This is a genomic window from Vibrio sp. CUB2, from assembly GCF_001557945.1.
GTDB lineage: Bacteria > Pseudomonadota > Gammaproteobacteria > Enterobacterales > Vibrionaceae > Vibrio > Vibrio owensii.
Genome location: NZ_LNRB01000005.1, coordinates 414,085 through 434,933, shown reverse-complemented (window position 1 = coordinate 434,933; position 20,849 = coordinate 414,085). Strand labels below are relative to the sequence as shown.

19 protein-coding genes are annotated in these 20,849 nt (G+C 45.9%); 4 read left to right on the top strand and 15 right to left on the bottom strand.

What is annotated here, in order from left to right; all coding sequences use genetic code 11:
* Positions 1-80: 80 nt before the first annotated feature.
* The 11 genes from ATB78_RS10895 to ATB78_RS10845 all read right to left on the bottom strand — a co-directional run bounded on the left by ATB78_RS10895 (position 81) and on the right by ATB78_RS10845 (position 12,598).
* Complete coding sequence (locus tag ATB78_RS10895) at positions 81-1,466, bottom strand: O-antigen ligase family protein (RefSeq protein WP_041055776.1); 1,386 nt, start codon at positions 1,464-1,466, stop codon at positions 81-83.
* Entirely contained in the window at positions 1,463-2,884 is a 1,422-nt protein-coding gene (locus tag ATB78_RS10890; RefSeq protein WP_061008669.1) for a lipopolysaccharide biosynthesis protein, read from the bottom strand. The genes ATB78_RS10895 and ATB78_RS10890 overlap by 4 nt, the downstream gene beginning before the upstream one ends.
* Positions 2,877-4,049: a glycosyltransferase gene (locus ATB78_RS10885; protein WP_061008668.1), complete on the bottom strand. Its 1,173-nt coding sequence runs from the start codon at positions 4,047-4,049 to the stop codon at positions 2,877-2,879. The genes ATB78_RS10890 and ATB78_RS10885 overlap by 8 nt, the downstream gene beginning before the upstream one ends.
* Positions 4,050-4,059: 10 nt before the next feature.
* On the bottom strand, positions 4,060-5,244 hold the full coding sequence (locus ATB78_RS10880) for a glycosyltransferase (RefSeq protein WP_061008667.1): 1,185 nt from the start codon (positions 5,242-5,244) through the stop codon (positions 4,060-4,062).
* A gap of 152 nt (positions 5,245-5,396) precedes the next feature.
* The gene (locus ATB78_RS10875) at positions 5,397-6,473 is read right to left on the bottom strand and encodes a glycosyltransferase family 4 protein (RefSeq protein ID WP_061008666.1); all 1,077 of its coding nucleotides are present in this window, start codon (positions 6,471-6,473) and stop codon (positions 5,397-5,399) included.
* Entirely contained in the window at positions 6,448-8,007 is a 1,560-nt protein-coding gene (locus ATB78_RS10870; RefSeq protein ID WP_061008665.1) for a sigma-54 dependent transcriptional regulator, read from the bottom strand. Before ATB78_RS10870 ends, ATB78_RS10875 begins: the two co-directional genes overlap by 26 nt.
* Before the next feature lie 213 nt (positions 8,008-8,220).
* Entirely contained in the window at positions 8,221-8,604 is a 384-nt protein-coding gene (locus ATB78_RS10865) for an Hpt domain-containing protein (RefSeq protein ID WP_005440949.1), read from the bottom strand.
* A 12-nt stretch (positions 8,605-8,616) separates the two neighbouring features.
* Positions 8,617-9,306, bottom strand: a complete 690-nt coding sequence (locus ATB78_RS10860) for an AAA family ATPase (RefSeq protein WP_061008664.1) — start codon at positions 9,304-9,306, stop codon at positions 8,617-8,619.
* Positions 9,306-11,405: an SLBB domain-containing protein gene (locus tag ATB78_RS10855; RefSeq protein WP_009706064.1), complete on the bottom strand. Its 2,100-nt coding sequence runs from the start codon at positions 11,403-11,405 to the stop codon at positions 9,306-9,308. The genes ATB78_RS10860 and ATB78_RS10855 overlap by 1 nt, the downstream gene beginning before the upstream one ends.
* A complete protein-coding gene (locus ATB78_RS10850) occupies positions 11,402-12,250 on the bottom strand; it encodes an OmpA family protein (protein ID WP_020198006.1) in 849 nt (282 codons plus the stop codon). The genes ATB78_RS10855 and ATB78_RS10850 overlap by 4 nt, the downstream gene beginning before the upstream one ends.
* Positions 12,251-12,277: 27 nt before the next feature.
* Complete coding sequence (locus ATB78_RS10845) at positions 12,278-12,598, bottom strand: STAS domain-containing protein (RefSeq protein WP_005440957.1); 321 nt, start codon at positions 12,596-12,598, stop codon at positions 12,278-12,280.
* 317 nt (positions 12,599-12,915) lie between these two features.
* Between ATB78_RS10845 and ATB78_RS10840 the strand changes: the two genes are divergently transcribed.
* Positions 12,916-13,758 (top strand): DNA ligase, encoded by an 843-nt coding sequence (locus tag ATB78_RS10840; RefSeq protein ID WP_005440958.1) that lies wholly within the window; start codon positions 12,916-12,918, stop codon positions 13,756-13,758.
* Between the two features lie 7 nt (positions 13,759-13,765).
* On the opposite strand, the gene ATB78_RS10835 is transcribed toward ATB78_RS10840, so the two are convergent.
* The gene (locus ATB78_RS10835) at positions 13,766-14,782 is read right to left on the bottom strand and encodes a DUF3080 domain-containing protein (RefSeq protein WP_061008663.1); all 1,017 of its coding nucleotides are present in this window, start codon (positions 14,780-14,782) and stop codon (positions 13,766-13,768) included.
* Positions 14,783-14,887: 105 nt separating this feature from the next.
* Positions 14,888-16,258, bottom strand: a complete 1,371-nt coding sequence (locus ATB78_RS10830) for an MATE family efflux transporter (RefSeq protein ID WP_009706068.1) — start codon at positions 16,256-16,258, stop codon at positions 14,888-14,890.
* Between the two features lie 281 nt (positions 16,259-16,539).
* Here ATB78_RS10830 and ATB78_RS10825 point away from each other — a divergent pair, with 281 nt between their 5' ends.
* Positions 16,540-17,151, top strand: a complete 612-nt coding sequence (locus ATB78_RS10825) for a riboflavin synthase (RefSeq protein ID WP_061008662.1) — start codon at positions 16,540-16,542, stop codon at positions 17,149-17,151.
* 118 nt (positions 17,152-17,269) lie between these two features.
* Here the strand turns inward: ATB78_RS10825 and ATB78_RS10820 are convergent, their stop codons facing one another.
* A complete protein-coding gene (locus ATB78_RS10820) occupies positions 17,270-17,464 on the bottom strand; it encodes a CPXCG motif-containing cysteine-rich protein (protein WP_005427574.1) in 195 nt (64 codons plus the stop codon).
* Between the two features lie 252 nt (positions 17,465-17,716).
* Positions 17,717-18,583: a fructosamine kinase family protein gene (locus ATB78_RS10815; RefSeq protein ID WP_009706070.1), complete on the bottom strand. Its 867-nt coding sequence runs from the start codon at positions 18,581-18,583 to the stop codon at positions 17,717-17,719.
* Positions 18,584-18,807: 224 nt separating this feature from the next.
* On the opposite strand from ATB78_RS10815, the gene ATB78_RS10810 reads away from it, so the two are divergent.
* Together ATB78_RS10810 and ATB78_RS10805 are read left to right on the top strand one after the other, a co-directional pair.
* Positions 18,808-19,776: a response regulator gene (locus ATB78_RS10810; RefSeq protein WP_061008700.1), complete on the top strand. Its 969-nt coding sequence runs from the start codon at positions 18,808-18,810 to the stop codon at positions 19,774-19,776.
* The gene (locus tag ATB78_RS10805; RefSeq protein ID WP_020197995.1) at positions 19,776-20,738 is read left to right on the top strand and encodes a GGDEF domain-containing protein; all 963 of its coding nucleotides are present in this window, start codon (positions 19,776-19,778) and stop codon (positions 20,736-20,738) included. The genes ATB78_RS10810 and ATB78_RS10805 overlap by 1 nt, the downstream gene beginning before the upstream one ends.
* Positions 20,739-20,849 lie beyond the last annotated feature (111 nt).

Genomic DNA, 20,849 nt, shown 5'->3' with positions numbered 1-20,849 from the left:
CAATTGATTAGTTGTTGTTACTCAGAGACGTATCACGATGTGTGCCAAGGGGATAAGTTTCATTAAAACAAGTGGTTAGCTTATTTCTTAATTTGAGAAGGTGAAGATTTCTCATTTTGACAATCAGTTTGAACGATGCGATTTATCACTATGGTTAGTGCGGCAAGTATGTAAATCGGCCAAGTGAAGCCTTGAGTGAGGAAGGTCCCCGAGACTATGGTGCCGATAAGTCCGCTCAATACCGCGTTTGCACCTACAGAAAGCGTGAAGTGCGACTTCTCAGTCAGAAGTGAAATGGAACTTAATGACGTTTTTACCAGAGAAACAATCAGAGTAATGAAAACCGCTAAACCAACAAAACCGGTTTCAGCCAGTACACCAAACCAAGTACTGTGCACCGCGTGGTTAATGCCATCCCAATGCGGGCTATAGAAGAAATAGTTGTAGTAGAAGTTCTCTAAACCAACGCCGGTTATCGGATTGTCGAGTGCCATTTTGAAAGCCGCTTCCCAAGCGTACAAACGTCCCATTGCCGATGCATCAATACCGGCTTCTGCAGCGCCGCCCGATGCTCGCCCAGAGATCCCTGCGACAGCATAAAGAATCAAAGCCGCGACTAAGCCTAGGAAGACAACCAATGCCTTACTCTTGATGTGTTTGAACGCGAAATACGCGAAGACTGACAGTGCTCCCAATAGACCACCGCGGCTTTGTGTCTCAAGGATAGACATAAACAGAATGATACAAGTGAGCAGCGCGAACCCTCGCAGCCACATGGACGACCGTTTCTCGACCAATTGGCTCACCGTAAAGGCGAGGGGGAACATCAAAACCAGCGCTAAGTCATTGGGGTCGCCTAATACCGAGCCGAACGACCGGCCAATCGACACGCGCGTTCCTTCGACAATATCAATGCCGTTAGTGGCGTTATAAAGTGCAACGAGTCCGACCAACAGCCCAGCAACGATAATCGCTTTTGACATTTGTGCGAGCTGTTTAGGTGTGGTGATAAGCCAAGTGATCGCCAGTGTCATCACAATGATCTTCCAATACGTATTCTTGAAAACGGTAATCGCGATGTCGCGTGCTGAGGCGAACACAATACCGATGATAACTAACGCCCAGAAGATGAACAGCCACTTTAAAGAAGGGTGCCAGAAGACCGATAGCTGACGACTGATCAATAGATGAAAAGATAACGCGCCAAGTGCACCTAAAGACAACAACAGCGGGATTTTGAAGTTGTAGATAACGGGAAACGCTTCGTGAATTCGAAAGAAAGAGAAGATAACGAACAGAGTCACAAGCCAAAAGGTTTGGTTGAGCACAAACAAGATGGCAAGAGGGGCAAAACAAATTGCGACAATCAAAATTGGATGTGGCATCACCAACCACGCTAAAGCGATAACCACAGTAATGGTGATCGCAGCGATGATTTGGGTTGGTCTCACATCCGTGGCATTCATAACGTCACTCTTTTCGCTTCCGTTCTTAATCTCATCACAAGATTGTTACGTGTTTCCTTAGACATGTATCGGAAGGCGATGCCTGCAAACAGTGTGCATGTCAAAATGCAAATCACGATCGCGCTTCCAATGGATTGAGTAGAGTAAAGCAGGAACAATGCCACTCCTGAGATGATTTGTAATGCGACCATCAAACTTAGGTGGAAAGGAAGCTGCATGCACTGTTGTCCAATCACGAATGTCATCGCCAGTTTGGCTAGTTGCGCGTAGTAAAGCGCGATGAATACGCCATAAATACCAAGAGAAGAAAGCGAAAATAGAAGAGTAATTGCGACGCCAGCGGCAACGACGTTGATTCCCAGTAACCAGCGAGTGCGACGTTTGTAAAGAATCGCGATATTCAGTAGCTCGCTCCATTCTTTGATCATGGCGATTGGCAGAAGGAACAAGGTGTAAAGCGCGGCTTCTTGGTACGTTTCTGGTAAAAACTGGCTGATCATAATGAAGGCCAAGGTCGCAACTAAAACCGTGAGTGCTGCAATATAAATCATACCGAAGTGAGAAATTCTAACGGCTTCTTTACCACGATTACGCTCTAGATACGCAAATCGACGTGGCATCCACCACATACCGAATGGTTGAACCAAAATACACATGCCAATTGCAAACTTCACAGCAATCGCGTAAACACCAAGTGTTGCTAGTGAAGCGTTCGCTCCAATGAACCAACGCTCGGCACCATTCAAGCAAAAAGCAACCAGCGCAGACATCATGACAGGGATGCAGTAATGCAGATGTTGCTTTGCGATCGCCATGTCAGGCATGACAACTCTGTATTTATTGATAATGTGTAGCCAGGTAAATTGGATAACGGCAGCCAGTAGGCCACCAAGCAAGACAGAAATGACGTGTGGGTGAATCATTAAAGCGGTGACAATGAATACAACTTGGAGGACGGTGGTGGTGACCATCACGCTAAGCAGCGTTTTTGCTTTGTCATCTTGCATGCGCAGCCAAGCAGTACCGATACCAATCGCGCCTTCCAAGATAATTGCTAACATCAGCACGATAAATTCAAATTGAGAAAAAGGACTAGGAATCGGGGCAACTAGAATCGCAAACAATAAAACCAAGCCAATCGCTGCTGCGATCCAGACAGAAAGCGAGTAGATTTGATTGAGCATGGTCACTTTCTTATCGCCATCTTTCTCTACACCAACAAAGCGGTACAGCGCCTCGTGCATTGCCATGCTCGCAAGTAGGGCTGTCACAACACCAAAAGAGGTTAGTAACTCAAGTTTGCCCATTTGCTCGGGTGAGAGAAACTGAGGAAGCACTGGCAGCATGATTAAGCTGATGCTTTTGTTGATCACCAACGCAATGGCGAACAGTGACATATTGGTCATGGCTTTAGACATGGTCATATCCTTTGACGTTGTCGCGCTTCTTTGCGCTGTCTTGAGCTTTATTAGTCGGGTCAGTACAAAGCTGTTGGGTAATATCGAAGTAACAACGTTCTGCGGTGTATAAACTCGCAACGTTCAGTGCTTCCATCCCCATGGTGACTTTTAGCCAAGGCGCTTCGTTTAAAAGTCGAATGGCATTGTGAAGAGATGCGGCGTCTTTCGGTGTGTACTTGATGCAGTTCTTGCCATGGGTTAACACTCGATCCCAATAGCTGTCGTCATGTGGAATCACGACACACATACCAGCGGCTAACGCCTCTAAAATTGATAACCCAAAAGGTTCGCTCTCACTGGTCGACACAAACACCCCACACTGTGCACGTAGCTCGTCAAGGTTGTCTGGCGATTCGTGCCATTCAATGTTTGCCTGAGTGAAATCTGGCTTTGAACATTCAACGCCTTCAATGTTAGGTTTGATGTAACAGATGGTCGCATTTAGGTTCGCTGACTCATCCAACTTCATCGCGTCGAGCAATAGGTCAACGTTCTTCCATTTCAAAAGGCTGGCAGCCCAGAACACTCGATTAGAGATTGGGTTCGCTTGCTTTGGTGCGCGTTCTGAAGACAAGCCGTTCACAAAAGAAGAGGTGTTTAAGGTTGTCCAAAAACGCTCTACCGCCAGTTTTGGCATTTTTAAATAGGCAGTAAGCGCATCAATCATCGAAGCACGAGTGTTCGACAAATAATGAATCGCAGACGCCTTTACTAAGCAGTAGCCAGACGAGCGAGACACGCCGATCGGACCATGCACCATTTGCACGATAGGTTTGCGATTGAACAGACGAAGCAGGTACAAAGGCATGTCGTTGTTTGGTGAAGACAAACCCATAAACCAATCGAGTTTTGGAAGTTTGAACGTCACCAAAATCAGCTGCACCAGGTAAAAACAGTTCATCAACCAATGAGCGATACCATGATGCGACGTGATTGGAGAACGCTTGATTTTCAGTACCTGTACGCGAGGGTTTGAGCTGAATGTGGCAGTCCAGTGTTCTGGATTTGTCGTCGCGACATAGCTAATCACATCACGTTGGTCACACTGTTTAATCAACTCAGCGTTGGCAATTTTGGAGCCGCCTTGCATTGGGATGGCGTCAAACATCAATATACGTTTCATGGTGAGCTCCTTAGTTGATGTTTAACCAGCGCGAAATTGGTTTCATGCAGTGGCTGACAGGCATGGGTGTCAGTTCTTTCTGCGTCAGTTCATCGCGGTAAATATCTTCAATCGCTTTGACTGAGGCAGAAACCGTCAGATGTTGATTCGCGTGTTGATGCGCATTCTCGGCTAGCTTATTTCGTAGCGACGCATCTTGAATCATCTGCTGAATCGCATTTAACAGACTTGCCATACCGTGATTAGCGAACAATAGGGCACTGTGGTTGTGCTCAAACAATTCCGGGATGCCACCTGTTTTTGGCGCGATGATTGGTAACTTCGCGAGTGCTGCCTCACCAAGAACAAGACCAAATGCCTCTTCGTAAGCGCCACTGATGAAGGCATCTACATTACCTTTCATCCAATCTCCGGCGTTGTGTTGTTCACCAACAAAATGCACACGATCCTCCACACCCAAATCAACGGCTAGCTGCTTCAATGCGATACGTTCTTCACCATCACCAACAATCACCAAATGTGGACTATGTTGATGGTAGTTGTGCATACGCATGGCTTGGATTAAGCGGTCAAAGCCTTTGCGTTTAATGAGAGATCCAACCGAAATAAAGGTGAACGCTTGGTGAGGAATGCCCAGACGCTCCTTGACATCGATAGGTGCATCGTGACTCTCCAATGACACGCCGTTATGAACGACATGAAGATGTTCTTCTGGATAGCCATCTTTGAGAATCTCGTGACCCACGTCTTTACTCACACAAATCAATTTTGGTGAAAGGTGCAGACCCAGTGAGAAGCGGTCACGCAAGGTGTAGTGGCAGTGAAGTTGCGTTACCAAAGGGATGTGATTCATGCGAGCAGCTAGGCACATCCATTGGCATGGGCCGCCACTGTTTACGTGGACAAGGTCAATGTTGTGCTTTTCGATCAACGCTGTGCCTTGTTTGATCAAATCATTCCAGCCGCTGATGTCCCAGCGAGGTGTGTTCCAACCGCCAACAAGGCTGAAGTTCGAATGTTCTGCTTCGATACCTAAGGATTTGCATTTCTCAATCAAAGGCTCGCAGTTTGACCAGACAATCGGTTGGTACTGGTCGCGGTCAATATTTGTGATGAGGTCAAGCAGTACTACTTCGCTGCCGCGAATCCAGTTATCACCATAATGAACGTAAAGAATGCGTTTTGGAGTAGTCATAGTCGTTACCTCGGTTAGCCAATCTGTTTGGATTAGCTATTGCAACCGAGATGCCAAAATATGCTATTGATTTAAGTGTCTGTTTTTGAATGGGAAATGAAGTGGGTGTGAAAATTAGATACGAAACTTCTCAATTTGACAATGGATATGCATCAAGTGTGATTCTCAATTTGGTAGCGTTCAATCAGAATAGGAATGATGCTGCGAGAGGAATAGTGCGCTTTGATGGTCTCAATCGCTTTGTGGCGCATTGGGTATTGTTCGCTATGACTCATTTCCAACCAGTTATTGATCTTGTCGGTTAGTGCCGGAATATCGTGGGCGAGGAATCCATTTTGACCATCTTGGATCAAATCAGGAAGGCGACCAACGTCAAGGCTTATCACAACGATACCACGAGCCATCGCCTCTAACGCCGCCATTGGCAAGCCCTCATAGCGCGATGAAATGACGAGAACGCTGATATTGCGCCAAACGGCATCCATGTCACTTTGATGGCCGTGAAATATCACGTTGGTTGGTGCACTTTCTACGAGTCTCGGTTTTTCGGGGCCGTCACCATAAATTGAGAACTCGACATCAGGAATTTGGCGGGCAATATCGATGAAGCGGTCTGCACCTTTCTCATGGCTTAGGCGACCAACAAATGCGATTTCTTTGTAGCGACAATGCTGTTCGGGAATCGTAACAAAGTTATTGAGCAATTCTGATTGAGTGGGGAGCTTGTCTTGAATGGCCTGACTCACCGCAAAGCTGTGAACAGAGAGCCGCGCGGAATATCGGTCGAGCCAGTCATACGCCCAAACTTTGCCCGTTGGTGTTTCACCGGCGTGGTAGGTGGAGATTAAACGGGGGAAAGTACGAGTGAATAGCTTTGCGCTTCTAGCTAAAAGTGCCGCTTTGTAACCATGGGTATGAATAACGCTGGGTTGATGCTCAGCCACCGCGCCAGTGATTTGTTTGACTGGAATGGTTTTTGACCGCTCTGACTTTGGGCATAGGTGCCACAAATAACTCACAGGGATTTGAGCTTGGTTTAATTTGTCGATAAGTGGTGCTGGTGGATCGTATTCCACCACCAACACAACTCGTACATTAACATGAAAGGACTGCAACCCAGTGGCGAGTTCGACGACATGGCTTTCAATGCCACCGTAAATGCGGCTATCCAGCAGAATCCAAACTTCGCCAACGATTGGGATCTCAAGATTGTTCGAGATTAGCTTCATCCGCTTCCCACGCTTGTTTTTTGCGATACACAGTGGAAGGGCTAAGCTCCAACATCACCGCCGCGTTAAGCACGTTACCATCACAATACGCAATGGCGTTTTGAATCGCCTCTCGCTCAACTTTCCACATTGGACGAATGGTGCCATCGGAATTGAAGTAAGGTGATGACACTTGTGCCGCAGGGCTTGCTGGAGCCACTTCGTTCGCAACCATAGTTGAGGAGAACTCCGGTTGCGCAGATGTTTCTACAAGCGCACTTTCTAATGGTTGTGCTTGCATTGGCGTTGCAGTGGAGACTGGATTTACCGCGGCTACTTGAGCACTTTCAACATGAGGTGAAGTGACAGTGCGTGCTTTTGACGGCTTGCGAGTCAGTTGAGCGGGTAGGTGTGCCAGCGTCACTTTGTCATCGTCATTCAACACGACAATGTTGCGAATGATGTTTTGCAACTGACGCACATTGCCCGGCCAGTCATAATGCTTAATCACATGTTGGGCTTCGCTGTCGATATTGTTGAACTTCTTCTTATCCTGCTTCGCGTAAGTGGTTAAGAAATGCTTAGCTAGCGTGACAATGTCACTACCACGTTCGCGAAGTGGCGGCATATCGATTGGCACAACATGCACACGATAGTACAAGTCTTCGCGGAAACGACCTTCTTCCACTTCGGTCAATGGATCTCGGTTAGTTGCACAGATAATCCGTACATCCACCTTCATCTCTTTGGTGCCACCAAGCGGGGTGTAAGTCCCTGTTTGCAGAAAACGTAGAAGTTTTTTCTGCATCTCAAGTTCCATTTCACACAGTTCGTCTAGGAATAGTGTGCCGCCGTGGGCTAGCGTTGCAGCACCTTTACGGTCGGTGGTTGCACCGGTAAATGCGCCTTTAACGTGACCGAAAATTTCACTTTCCATCAAATCGCGTGGGATAGCGCCACAGTTAATGGCAATAAAAGGTTTGTCTCTGCGATCGCTTTGTCTGTGAACGGCTTCTGCACACACTTCTTTACCCGTGCCACTTTCACCAACGATAAACACGCTTGCAGAGGTTGGAGCAACCGCATCAATGGTCTTGTAAACTGCTTGCATCGGCAGGCTAGAGCCAATAAAGCCATGGTAGTTGTGGCGATCGAAGGTTGATTGAATGTTCTCGACGAGATTTTCTAATTTCGCGCGTTTTAAGTGAAGAGCGACTGAGGTTTTTAAACGGTCAGCATTGATGGGCTTCTCTAGGAAGTCTTCCGCGCCTTTCTGGATAAGATTGACCGCGAGATCGACACTGCCGTGCGCCGTTGCGATGATAACGGATGTCGGGATCTCGTTTTCATTAATCCAGTCCAACACGTCTTCGCCCGACATGTCCGGAAGTTTAAGGTCGAGAATGATAAGTTGCGGTTTGCTCCGCTCAATGAATTGAATCGCCTCACGTCCCGTTTCTACGTGGAAGATGTCGTAAGGCTCATCCTTGACGTATTGCTTATAAAGTATGGCTAGTGAAGTAGAGTCTTCTACCAGTAACACCCTTGGTCTCATAATCCTTTCCCAACTTTCTTCAATTCGTTGTTTTAATGCGTTAAGTCGGCTTGAGGTTCATGCTGTCATGATAAGTTCGTTTTTCTTGCCTCAAGCTGATGGCTTCTTTTCGATTCTCATTTTGAGAATCTTTATATTTAAGTATTAGCACACGCTGTGAGGATTGCAGAAAATTCTATATTTTTTAGTTAATTAAATCCCTGAAATTTGTTGTTAGTCTTCAAACCCTTGCTCTTTTCTTTGGTTTAGCGCGGTAAAAGACTGTTCTGCCAGTTCTGGTAAGGATTGGCAAAGCTCAAAAGCTTGTTTTGTATCACCTTCAACACAGTATTTCTCGATGGTGCGAGCGTGACGCGATAGAGTGCGATTGCCTAAGGCAAGTGCAGAGCTACCAAGCGTGTGGACTTCAAACTCCATCGCTTCTTTGTCTTGGCTGTTGAGTGCCTGCTGGATCTTTTCGACGCGCTCACGAGATTCCTCAATATAGTGCTCTATTAAGGTAGGCATGATTTCCGCACAGGTGTCTTTGATCATTTGCTGAAGAATCAACTCGTCGACCAATTCTTGCTCCAACGTTACATCAGTTTGAGTATTCATAGTGCGCGCTCCCTATAAGGTAAATAATTCGCTGTTCTTTATTTGTTTCGATATTCTCGCTTTCAGCTTCTCTGGCAAAAAGCGCAGTTTTTTCACCTGACGAATCAGTTCGTCTTTTAAACCTGCGTTGTGCTTCATGTTGAGCACAGCGCCTAGCAGATTGGCATTGCTGGTTTCTAATAGCTTTTTAGCTTGGTCGATTTGGCTCGTAGTCGTTGAGCCATAACTTGCAACCAGTACACAAGTATCGCAAACGCCTGCAACGACTTGGGCAGGAATGTTGCTGCGGTTCATGCTCAGTAGCGGTGAAGTGTCAATTACCACTCGGTCGTATTGCTCAAGCCACTTATCGACCGCCTTTCGCAACATGGTTGGGTCGCGATAGGCGAGTTGTGTGCTCGCAAGGGAAGGGACGGTTAACCCTACCAGCGTTTGATGGTCTTCCTCACGAGAGATCAATTGTCCGACTTCTTCCGGCTCTTCTTCAAAAGCATGAACCGTGCTGTAAGCGGGCTTGAACAGGTTCAAGTCGACATAAAGTGTTTTATGACCCGCAAGAATCAAGCGTTCTGCCAGTGCGGAAGCCACAGACGTAACCCCATCTTCAGACTGACAAGCCACCACACTAATTGACCTGTAGCCCTTGAGCTCGCTTTGAAGATAGATTTGCTCAATCTCAGCATGTGTTGCAGGAATAGTCATTACAGCGCTCCTATTAACACTATGGTGGTGGTGATTTGTAGCAAGTCACGTAAACCAGCACGGGCTTTCTCAGCAAAACTTTCGTCTTTGTGCGGAACGTAAATCGTATCACCGGCACGAATCACAGGCAGGTCGTAAATATTGGCGGTTTTGCTGAATTCAACCAAGTTAAACACACGCGCCTGACCTTGGCAGCAAGACATGTTAACCACACTGATCTTCTCAACGTAAGCACTGTCACTCGGTCCACCAGCTTCAGCAAGCAGGTCAAGAATGGTCATGTTGTCATTGAAGACATAGCGACCCGGTGCATGTACTTCACCCAGAACGCGAACTGTGGATTCTTTAGAGCGATCTAGCCAGTTCTTATCTTTCTCTGGAATGTAGATAGTATCGCCAGGGCGTACATCTGGCAGAATCGATTCATCGCCAGTTTCAAAGTAAAGCGATAGGTTAAGTTTGCTTACTTTTGCGTACCCCAAACCACGATGCGTCACTCGGATGTTATGAATATCAGCATCTTTGGTAGGACCATCAGCCGCAGACAAGATATCTAGGAAATGCATCTCTTTGGTAAAGCGGTAACGACCCGGCGCGTTGATTTGACCGAACACGTAAATCGATGCATCAGAGCTTTGGCTGACCCATTGTGATTTGTTGTCTGATGGATCGTCTGGTAACGCATGAACACGAACCACTGTGCCTGCTGAAACCCTTGGCAACTTAGAATGTGGTGAGCCTTGTAGGATGTATTTATCCAAATCAAACTTAGTCACTTTACCGTTGTTGGATATTTCAATCTTACTGGTGTCCGCACGGCGAGTAGGGCCGCCCACATGGGCAATCAAATCGATCAAGTCCATTTCGTCTGACCATTCGATACGACCCGGGCGAACCACTTCACCCATTACAGCGACTGCACGACTTGGTGCAACCTTTAACCATGACTTTTCATTCATGTCGGTTTTTTCAGGGACGAAGATAGCGTCACCTGGGCCAACTGTCGGTACTTTTTGCTTAGACAGCCCTTCGGTGTGAGCGGTTAAGTCGAAATTGATGACACCACCATCCGCTTTGATAACGCGGATTTGGCGAGATTCTGCAAAACGTGTTGGACCACCTGCGTTGGCAAGAATGTCCATAAAGCTCGCGCCTTTTTTGCCTTCGTAAGCACCAGGGTGAGCCACTTCACCCATCACGTAAACCACATTCGCGCCAGCTTTGATTTCTTCTTCCTGCTTTGGCACAAAGATGGTTGCACCCGGAAGGATCTCTGGCAGCAAGCTCTGGTCGCCTGTATCAAGGTAGCGCTTTAGGTTAAACATAATCGGTGTGTTGTTGGTGATAACGCGGATTTGTTCGACACTAGCGTAACGGGTAACACCGCCAGCGCGCATGACCACATCGACAAGTGTCGTGTTGGGTTTGTAGGTAAATGAGCCCGGTGCGTTTACTTCACCAAACACTTTAATTGCGCGAGCAGAATCAGCACTGTCGCCCGAGTTTGCCAGTTTCGCTGCATCGAATTCTTGTTCAATGTTACCCACCAATGGTGAAGCAGGGACGAAAAGAACGTCCAATGATTCTAGAGTTGGCAGTTTTGAATCGTCACCGGTATCGAGGAAGCGTTTGTAGTCGAACTCAATGTTCTTATTGCCACGCTTTACGATGATTTTATCAAGCTGAGCACCAGCACGTAGACCGCCAGCTTCATACAGGAACATTTGAATATTGGAGCCAGATGGAAGCGTATATTCGCCCGGCTTGACCACGTAGCCTTGTACTGAAATCAATAGCTGTTGTTGTTTGATGAATACGCGTGCGTTACTTACATCGCGGAACACAGTTTTAAGGTTATCGGTGATGACATTTTGAAGCTGAGTCTCGTTGTAACCCGCAACAAAAACCGGACCGATTTCTGGCAGATTGATGCGACCACGTTTATCAACTTGGAAACCTTTATTCAGCGATGCTTCACCGGGAAGGTTGATTTGTACCAAGTCGCCGACTTTAACCACGTCATCTTCCGCTGCCCAAGCCGTATTGATGGTGATTAAGCACAGCATCAGTAGGGTGGTAATGGCTTTGAGGATTCTCATAGCGTGCCTCCCATTTCTGCGCTTGTGTCTGAATTAGCGTTCAGGACTTCTATGCTCACGCGGCGATTAGTCAAACGAACCGCTGGTGTTTGCCCTTCGTAAAGAGGCAGTGTTTCACCCACGGATTTGGTTTGCACACGGTCAGAGGTGATGCCGAATACATTCAAGTAACGCTTAACTTGCTCTGCTCGGTCTTGAGCCAATTTTTGGTTGTATTCCGGTGTGCCCGTGGCGTCTGCATGTCCGGTTACGACCAGAGATAAAGATGGATGGTCACGAAGGATATAAGCCGCCTCAGCAAGATGTCCCATGTATTTTGGGTTGATCTCCGCAGAGTCGACAGCGAATTGGTTGTCTACGTTCAGAAGGTCATAGATGTCCGCAACGATGTTTAGGTCACTGCGCAATGCTTCTATGTCCTGTGGTGGTTTACACGTAGTTTGCGATAATACGTAATCGAGTTGTTGCTCAAGCTGGTTTAGGCGTCGGCGCTGAATCACGATGTCGTTAGCTGCATCAAGAAGTAGTCCACCTTCCAACTCACGAGCGATACGGTTTTGTTTCTCAAGTGCCTGCACGACGGCTGCAGGGAAACACCAGCGTGCGCCTTCTTGAATCAAAGCATCCAAATGCAGTTTAGTTAACTGCCAATCGAAACGTAAACCGTGCTCAGGGCCAAGAGGCTCGTCGGGCATCACTGGTGAAAACTGATAATTCTCGATAGAAATATCTTGGTAGCTTTCAGCCATGCCACCCTTACCATGATCAGGGTAGTTAAACGTTGAGCAACCAAACATGCCGACAACGAGACTACAAAACACACTTTGTCGTAAAAGATTCACCATGCCAACCTCCGTATTAACCGGTATTTTTTAATGACCTTTTGAATTGACCGGGATAGCGTGATTGATGCGTAACAGGCTCATGATCTCCAATGGCTGTCCTGATACGTTTTCAATAATCATGCTACGCTCACGTTCAACTAGGCGCTTATATAGATAAACAATGGCACCAATCCCTGAAGAATCAAGAAATTGGACGTGTTGCAGGTTGATTTCTACTTCCTTGTGATCGTCACTGTGAATCACCTCATCAATTTGATGTTGTGCTTGACGGCAGCCCTTTGCATCTAGGTCACCAAAAAATTCGATAGTTAGCGTATTTGGGGTGGTTTCAAGTTTACGTAGTTCCATGATGCTTTCTCCATTTATTCGATTTCCTGATTTGGATAGAGCAGGGAACGTGCCAAATAAAAAATCCTTTAATTACAGGGCATTAAATAAGTTTAGAGCGATGTTTCATATTGAGAATCTGGTTTTTCTCAATATGAGAATCAAAAAAGTGAATCGTTTTAGGGGTTTATAAATGCTAATTCGATCCGATCTTTATGTATTTAGTTGCATTTATTTGCTTATGAGTGTTGCGTTGAGTCGTAGAACGTAAAATGTGGGTTAGGCGTTTGAAGAGAGGTACGGTTCAATAGAGGTGCTTTTTCGTACAAGGTTCCCGCATGCCATTAAGAATGACATTGATTGCCCTCGCTGTAATAGCTTCCGCCCAGCCTCAAGCTGATCCCAACTTACTACCACCTGTTTCACTTGCCGATTCCTATCAAGACGGAATAGACGTATCCCAATACTGGTATAGCGAAAAGCTCGATGGCATTCGGGCGTATTGGACGGGACAACATTTAGTGACGCGAAATGGTAATCGCATTTACGCGCCAGATTGGTTTATCCGAGTGTTACCTGATTATCCTTTAGATGGCGAATTGTGGGCTGGGCGAGGTAACTTCCATCTTGTTCAGCAGACGGTTTTAGACAGAACACCGGTAGACAGTGCATGGCAAAGAATCGATTTCATGCTGTTTGATATGCCTTATTCGGCCGGTGATTACAGAAAGCGGTACTACAACATTCAGGACCTAGTGTTTGCGATTGACGCGCCTCATATCAAGTACGTTGAGCATCGTGCAATTCAAGATGAGAAACATTTGTTCGAACAACTCGACCAAATTTCGCAATCTGACGGTGAAGGTGTCATGTTGAGAAAGGTATCAAGCCGTTATCAGGCAGGAAGAGGCAGTGATTTACTCAAGCTCAAACGCTTTGAAGATGCAGAAGCCTTAGTGGTCGGTTACAAACCAGGGACGGGACGTTTGCTGGGAATGATGGGAGCGTTATTGGTGCGTTTGAGCAATGGGACAGAGTTTTACATTGGCAGTGGCTTTACCGATGATGTAAGAAAGTCGCCGCCACGAATCGGCTCAACAATCACATTTCGTTTTAACGGCTATACCCATAATGGAAAACCACGGTTTGCCCGATTCCTAAGAGAGCGTGTTCCTCAATAAATCGAAGCTACTGATTGCCAACACTGACACCGCAGCGTTTAAATAAGTCTTTCCAGAATTGCACATGCTCCAATGTCTTTTGTCGAAATTGGTCATGTGCTTTTTCAATACCGTAATTTGCACCCTGTGCGGCCATTCTTTGTTCGACTAAGTTAATCCCGCCATCGAGCTGCTGATAAGTACTGTCGACAAACGCCATATAAGGTTGAACCTCGCCGACATAAATCGACTGAAATACGTTTCTCAAATAGCGAAACTGCGTGGTGTCTCGGTTAGCACCACAAATAATTTTGTCTTGGTTTGCTTCGAGCATTTGTGTGGTTTGTTCTAGCCAATGGGTCGCATCAATCAAGGTGTAATACAGTCGTCCAACGAGACGTGTTTTTTCAATCTCTTCTTGATAGTTCACTATCGTTACGTCGGGTAAGCGAGAAAGGGTGCGATAAGGCGTTTGGTAGATTTCATCCAAAGCTAAGAAAGCGTCTCGAACGTGGGCGACTTGGTCTTTGCTTTCCATCGGCAACCATTGAGAGCCGGTTAATTGCTTGCGCATGGCATCGCTAGTCAGCAACATATTGTCGAGATGTACGCTTAGGTGATGCCATTTCTGATCGTACAACCCGCTAAGCTTTGTGCTTTCTTCGTCACTCAATGGGTAATCATTCAAACAACCATTCAGCGTTCTGAGCAGATTGGTTTGATAGTCGAAATCGTAAAAGGCGTCTTGAACTTTACCCAATTGCGAGTTCTTTTCTGCAAGCAAGTTGAACAGGCCACATTGACGTAATTGATAGCTTTCCAACAAGCCAAGTGAAAGGCGAGGGAGCTCTTGAAACAGTTCTCTTTTCTCAGGAACCGTGACAGCAGGAGAGGCCTCTAGGTCAGATTCTGATGTGTCTAACACGTTCGCTAAGCGTTGATTGTATTTTTCGAATACCGCTTTCTCTGGGTTAAACCATTCGTTACACCCAGTGAGTAAGCTTGTCGATAATAAAAGCGCCGTAGCAACAAGTGAACTTCTCACAGCATTTCCTTTTTAATCACTTAGATAAGTATACTTTGTGACGAGCGGGAGAGATCAAAAAAGCCAGCGTTCGCTGGCTTTAAGATTTGATAGTCGAAGTTTGAACTACTGCTGAGAGAAATTCAATTGCACTTCAGGGTCTTGGCGGTGCATCCAACGCAAGCGAATACCTAGTAGGAATGCCGCCGACGATAGACCAATGATAAAGCCTAACCAGAAACCTTGTGCGCCCATAGGCTCAACAATCCAGTCTGTACGACCTAATACGTAGCCGATTGGCAGACCAAGTAACCAGTACGCAATAAAGGTACGGTTGAAGATCGCGCGCATGTCTTTGTAACCGCGCAGCGCACCTGCCGCAATAACTTGTACTGCATCGGTACATTGGTAAATTGCTGCAAACAGTAATAGCACCATCGCCAGTTCGATAACTTCAGGGTTATTGGTGTAAAGCAGGGCAATTTGCTCACGGAACACAACAGTTAGAATTGCCGTCATCATGGCAAGAGCGAGACCGACCATCACACCTACACGAGAAGCAACACGTGCGCCATCAACGTTTTCTTCACCCAAACGGTGGCCAACGCGGATACTCACTGCGGCACCCACACTCATTGGTAACATGAAAACAAGTGAAGAGAAATTAATCGCAACTTGGTGCGCGGCAACAATGATCGAACCGAGTGGCGAAACCAAAAGCGCAACCACTGCGAACAACGTCACTTCAAAGAACAACGCCGCAGCAACAGGGAAGCCCAGTTTGAATAGACGAATTTGAGCCTTTAGTTGAGGCTTGTGGAACTCGCCAAACAGGTTGATGCTTTTTAGTCGTGCAGAAGTGGTTACGTAAAGAAGCAGTAAGCCAAACATCACCCAGTAGACGATCGCGGTTGCAACACCACAGCCCACACCGCCTAGTGCAGGTGCGCCGAATTTACCGTAAACGAAAATCCAGTTAAGTGGGATGTTCAGCATCAAACCGATAAAGCCGATGAACATCGCAGGCTTCGTTAGAGACATACCATCAGTAAAGCTGCGTAAGGTTTGGAACAGCAAGAACGCTGGTACAGCAAAAATAACCGCATGGATATAGCCAATGGTTTTCTCTGTCATTGCTGCTTCGACATCCATTAACCCAAGAATGAACTGGGTTTGGAATAACACTCCGATGATTGGAATGCTGATCAGTAGCGCAAGTACAATGCCTTGTTGGATCTCGAATGGGATTTTAACTCGGCGACCTGAACCGTTGAGCTGAGCAACCACTGGTACAAGCGCCATCAATAAACCCACACCAAATAGAATTGATGGAAGCCAGATACTTGCAGCCACTGATACCGCAGCCATGTCGGTCGCGCTGACGCCACCTGCCATTACGGTATCGACAAATCCCATCCCCGTCTGCGCGACAGAAGCGATCAACACAGGGGTAGCTAATTTAATAAGACTCGATGCTTCTTCTTTATAGCGATGCACGAAATACTCCAGAGCGGAACAATATATTGTAAAAGAAATAATTTGAATCGAAAGAGAGTGCTCGAGGACAAAAGATGTGATGAACTGATCTGATGGTTGATTTTAGTCACTATAAGGTGAAAAAATGCCTCGGTGGAACTCCGCGCAGATGATAAACAATTGTATGCTCAGATACCATACCCACAAGATGTGGATTTTTGGTTAATTGATAGACGATTGTAAAAACACTCGGCGGACGTTTAGCTTGGCTATCAGTCGCTTCTAACAAATAGGTAAAAAGAATGTTTACAGGAATCGTTCAGGGTACGGCTAAAGTCGTTCATATCGACACGAAAGATCGCTTTCAAACTCACGTTGTTGAACTGGAAGGCGCATTAAATGAAGGTCTTGAAATTGGCGCTTCTGTCGCGCACAACGGTTGTTGCCTCACCGTAACGAAAATCGAAGGATCGCAAATCAGCTTTGACCTAATGCAAGCGACACTTGCGCTGACCAACCTCGGCGAATTGGCGGAAGGCGACAGCGTCAACATTGAGCGCGCAGCAAAGTTCGGTGACGAGATCGGCGGTCACAGCATGTCTGGCCACATTAGCTTGATGGCAGAAATCGCAGAAGTCATTGATACGCCAAACAACCGCACGATTTGGTTTACGCTGCCAGAAGAGTCGATGAAGTACGTGCTTGCGAAAGGCTACATTGGCTTAGATGGATGCTCACTGACCATTGGTGAAGTCGAAGACAACCGTTTCTCAGTACACTTAATTCCGGAAACACTGGAGAGAACCTTATTTGGTCGTCGCCAAGTGGGTGAAAAAATCAACGTAGAATTCGATCCACAAACGCAAGCCATTGTTGATACGGTAGAACGTGTATTGGCAGCGAAGCAGCTCTAGTTCTGCGAGGAATAGTTAATTCTGTTTAACTAGGCAAAAGTAACAGGGTAAAAATAATAAAGGAGCACTTGAGGCTCCTTTTTTGTTTCTTCTGTTTTTAGGGGGGGGATGTGAGTTCCTACTCGTAGTTGTCGTCAATGAACAATTCGACCTTTTGCTGCAACTCATCAACTTTCATGTTGAGGTGAATCGCATGACAACAAGCCGGACAGTCATCATAGAACTCTTGGTTACCATTACTTGCATCGAGAGTGATGCCGATTGAGTGCCCACAGTGGGGACATTTCACATGTCTTTCAGTGTAATTTTGCATACAAAAACTCCTAGTATTGCAGGGCTTTTAATACTTTATTGTAGAGAAAATACAGCCCTTATTTACTCGCTTGTCTCTTAGGGTTAGAGATACAACGTAAGCCGAGTTACTTAGAATATTAGGTGCTCTTGTTGCTAATTGAGTCGAAATAAGTACAAAAGTTGACCCCAAACCCAACGTTGGGCTTGGGGTCTTTCTCTAGAGTGATATGCGTCGAAAATTTACACTCAGCAATGATCTTTTCCTTCCAAATCAATAAGAAATTATCTTCTTAATTATCGATTGCGCTTGTTCCAGATAATGTCCGCCAAACAGGTTGCAATGGTTAAGAACATGATAGAGGTTATAGATATCTTTGCGTTCTTCATAGCCAGCCGAAAGTGGTGCAACTGATTCATATCCTTGATAAAAATCTGGTTGGAAGCCTCCAAATAACTCGGTCATGGCGAGGTCACATTCTCTGTCTCCCCAGTAACAGGCTGGATCAAAACTAATAGGTCCTGCAGGGGTCAGTGCAACGTTTCCATTCCACAGGTCACCGTGCAGAAGAGAAGGCTGAGGTGAGTGATTTGCTAAAAGCTGTTTCACGACGTCAATAAAGTCATCGATATCAACCAAAGATACGCCTTTCTCTTTCAGCAATTGTAATTGCCACCCAATGCGCTGCTCTGCGAAGAAGACGCACCATTTCTTGTGCCATTGATTTGGCTGGAGTGTCGACCCGATATAATTATCGCTGTCGAAACCGAACTCTTTCTGTTCGCCCCATAAGTGAAGGCGAGCCAGTTGTTGGCCAAACTTAAAGCTGTTGCTGGCATCTTCAAGCGGTTTGGTTGGGAGGTAATTGAGGATAATAAATGAGTGCGTCTTAGTTTTACCGACTAAAACGACTTCAGGGACAAATAGAGTAGAGGTTTCACGCAAAAGGTGAAGGCTTTCCGCTTCTACTTCAAACTTGGCTAAGAAATCCCGATCATTAAGTTTGACGAAATAGCGTTGCTCTCCGTCATTGATCATGTAGCTTTCGCTAATGTCGCCGCCTGAAAGTTTCACTTTCTCGGTGATTTGATATTCAAACATTAAGGTATCAGAAAGCTGTTGCGATATTGCTTGCCACATACAAAACCTCGCTCATCTATTTGACCAACAATAGTTTAGGATAAACGGCGGAAGATTGACGCGCACTTGAGCAAACTTCGACAATAAATACGTCGGTCATAGTGAAAAATGTGCATAAGTGTGAATCATGTCGCCTATAACTCTATGATTTATCGACTTAACATATGGAGCTATTGAGATACAACGAGTATTATAATTTTTTTGACTTTAGTTCCATTGGTGGCATGAAAATACTGATTTGTGATGATTCGGCAGTCGCACGAAAGTTGATTTCCCGATCCATCGTACAAGATACATCATTGCACCTTCTCGAAGCCCAAGATGGTCACGAGGCGTTGAAAATCCTAGCGGAACAAAATATTGACGTTTTGTTTCTAGATTTGACGATGCCGATAATGGACGGATTCGAGGTACTAGAGTCTCTGCCTGTTAGCCAACATCAAACTAAGATTGTCATCGTTTCGGGTGACGTCCAGCAAGAAGCCAAACAACGTTGTTTAGATCTTGGTGCAATAGACTTTATTGCAAAACCACTCTCTGAAGAACAAGTCGTTCCTTTGTATGAAAGTCTGGGCTTGCACTACGCCTTTAGTTCTAGTGTTGAAATTGAACCAACGCCAAACATAGAAATTACCCCATTATCTAAGTTCCGTGAGGTGGCCAATATTGCGCTAGGCAAAGGCGCAGCAATCATGGCGGACCATCTACGCGAATTTATTCAACTTCCTGTGCCTCATGTAGGGCCGCTTTCTTATGGCGAGCTTCATATGACGCTGGTGGATGTGATCGGGCGTGAGAGTTCTGTGGCGGTTGCCCAGCGATTTGTAGGTGGTGGTATCCACGGTGAAGCACTGGTTTGCTTGCGCGGTAAAGACATCAACCAAATCGGTGAGCGGTTAGGGTACTTGTTAGAGTTTACGCCACACAATGAAATCATCTTAAACGTTTCTAACTTGTTGGTTTCTTCTTTCCTAACGTCTTTAGGTAACCAACTGGATAAGCAATTCTCTCTGCGTCAGCCAGGTCTCATTGAAACCATTACGCCTTTTAGTGAAGAAAAGGGCGAAGCTGGCCAACTCTTTACCATCGAATACACCTACATGGCAGAGGCACTCGACTTTGAGTGTGAAGTTCTGTTTTTGATAGATAAATCATCCGTAGAAATCATCTATGAAATCATGGAGTTAATCTAATGTCCGAAATCACGCTGGACATAGCAGACTTTCACTGGGTTACCCAAATTCTGGATACCATGGACTCTGGACTTATCGTACTCGACCAAGAGTATAAAGTCTGTGTGTGGAACAGTTTCATGCAGTCGTACAGCGGTATCCTGTCGCAAAACATCTTGGGTGAGTGCTTATTTGATCACTTTGAAGATCTACCTCGAACATGGTTAGAGACAAAGCTAAAAACGTCGGCGGATCTAGAGACGCGTTCATTCTCTAGCTGGGAAAATCGACCATATCTTTTTAAGTTCAACAACTTCTCGCCGGTTTCAAACAGCAGCAACTTGATGTTCCAAGACATTGTGATCACGCCATTGCGCTCCCTCTCAGGAGAAGTGAGCCACATTGCGATTCAAATCAACGATGTCTCAGAAACCGCGCGTAACCGTATTCACTTGAGAGAAACTAACCAGCACCTTTCTGAAATCAGTCGTAAAGATGGCCTCACGGGGTTGTTTAACCGTGCGTACTGGGAGCAGTCATTGAAAGAAGAGTTTGCCCAACTCAAAGTCATTGAAGGGGCAAGTTCGTTGGTGATCTTTGATATTGACCATTTTAAAAAGGTCAACGACACCTATGGCCACCACACTGGCGATGAAGTGATTCGTCGTACATCTAGCTTATTGCGTAAAACTGCACGCAGCAGTGATGTTTGTGGGCGTTTCGGTGGGGAAGAATTTACTGTTCTACTGCCGCATACCAATCAAGAGCAGGCGAGCTATTTTGCAGAGCGTTTAAGAAAGCGAATCGAGCAAGAAATCGTGAAAGTTGAAGACTTTTTGATTAACTACACGATAAGTATCGGCGTTTGCGAGTATAAATCGTACTTCGAGAGTCACACACAATGGCTTAAGAGTGCCGATGCTGCGTTATATCGCGCTAAAGAAAATGGACGAAATCAAACCTGTTGTCACGAAGATGACTAACCTAATTGGTTGAAAACCATTCAGGTCTAGTTATGGGCTTTACAAGTTACTCTAATGCAAAAAGATCCAGTCCCCATTTTAAAGTGATTTAATGATAAGCTTGTTAGTTAG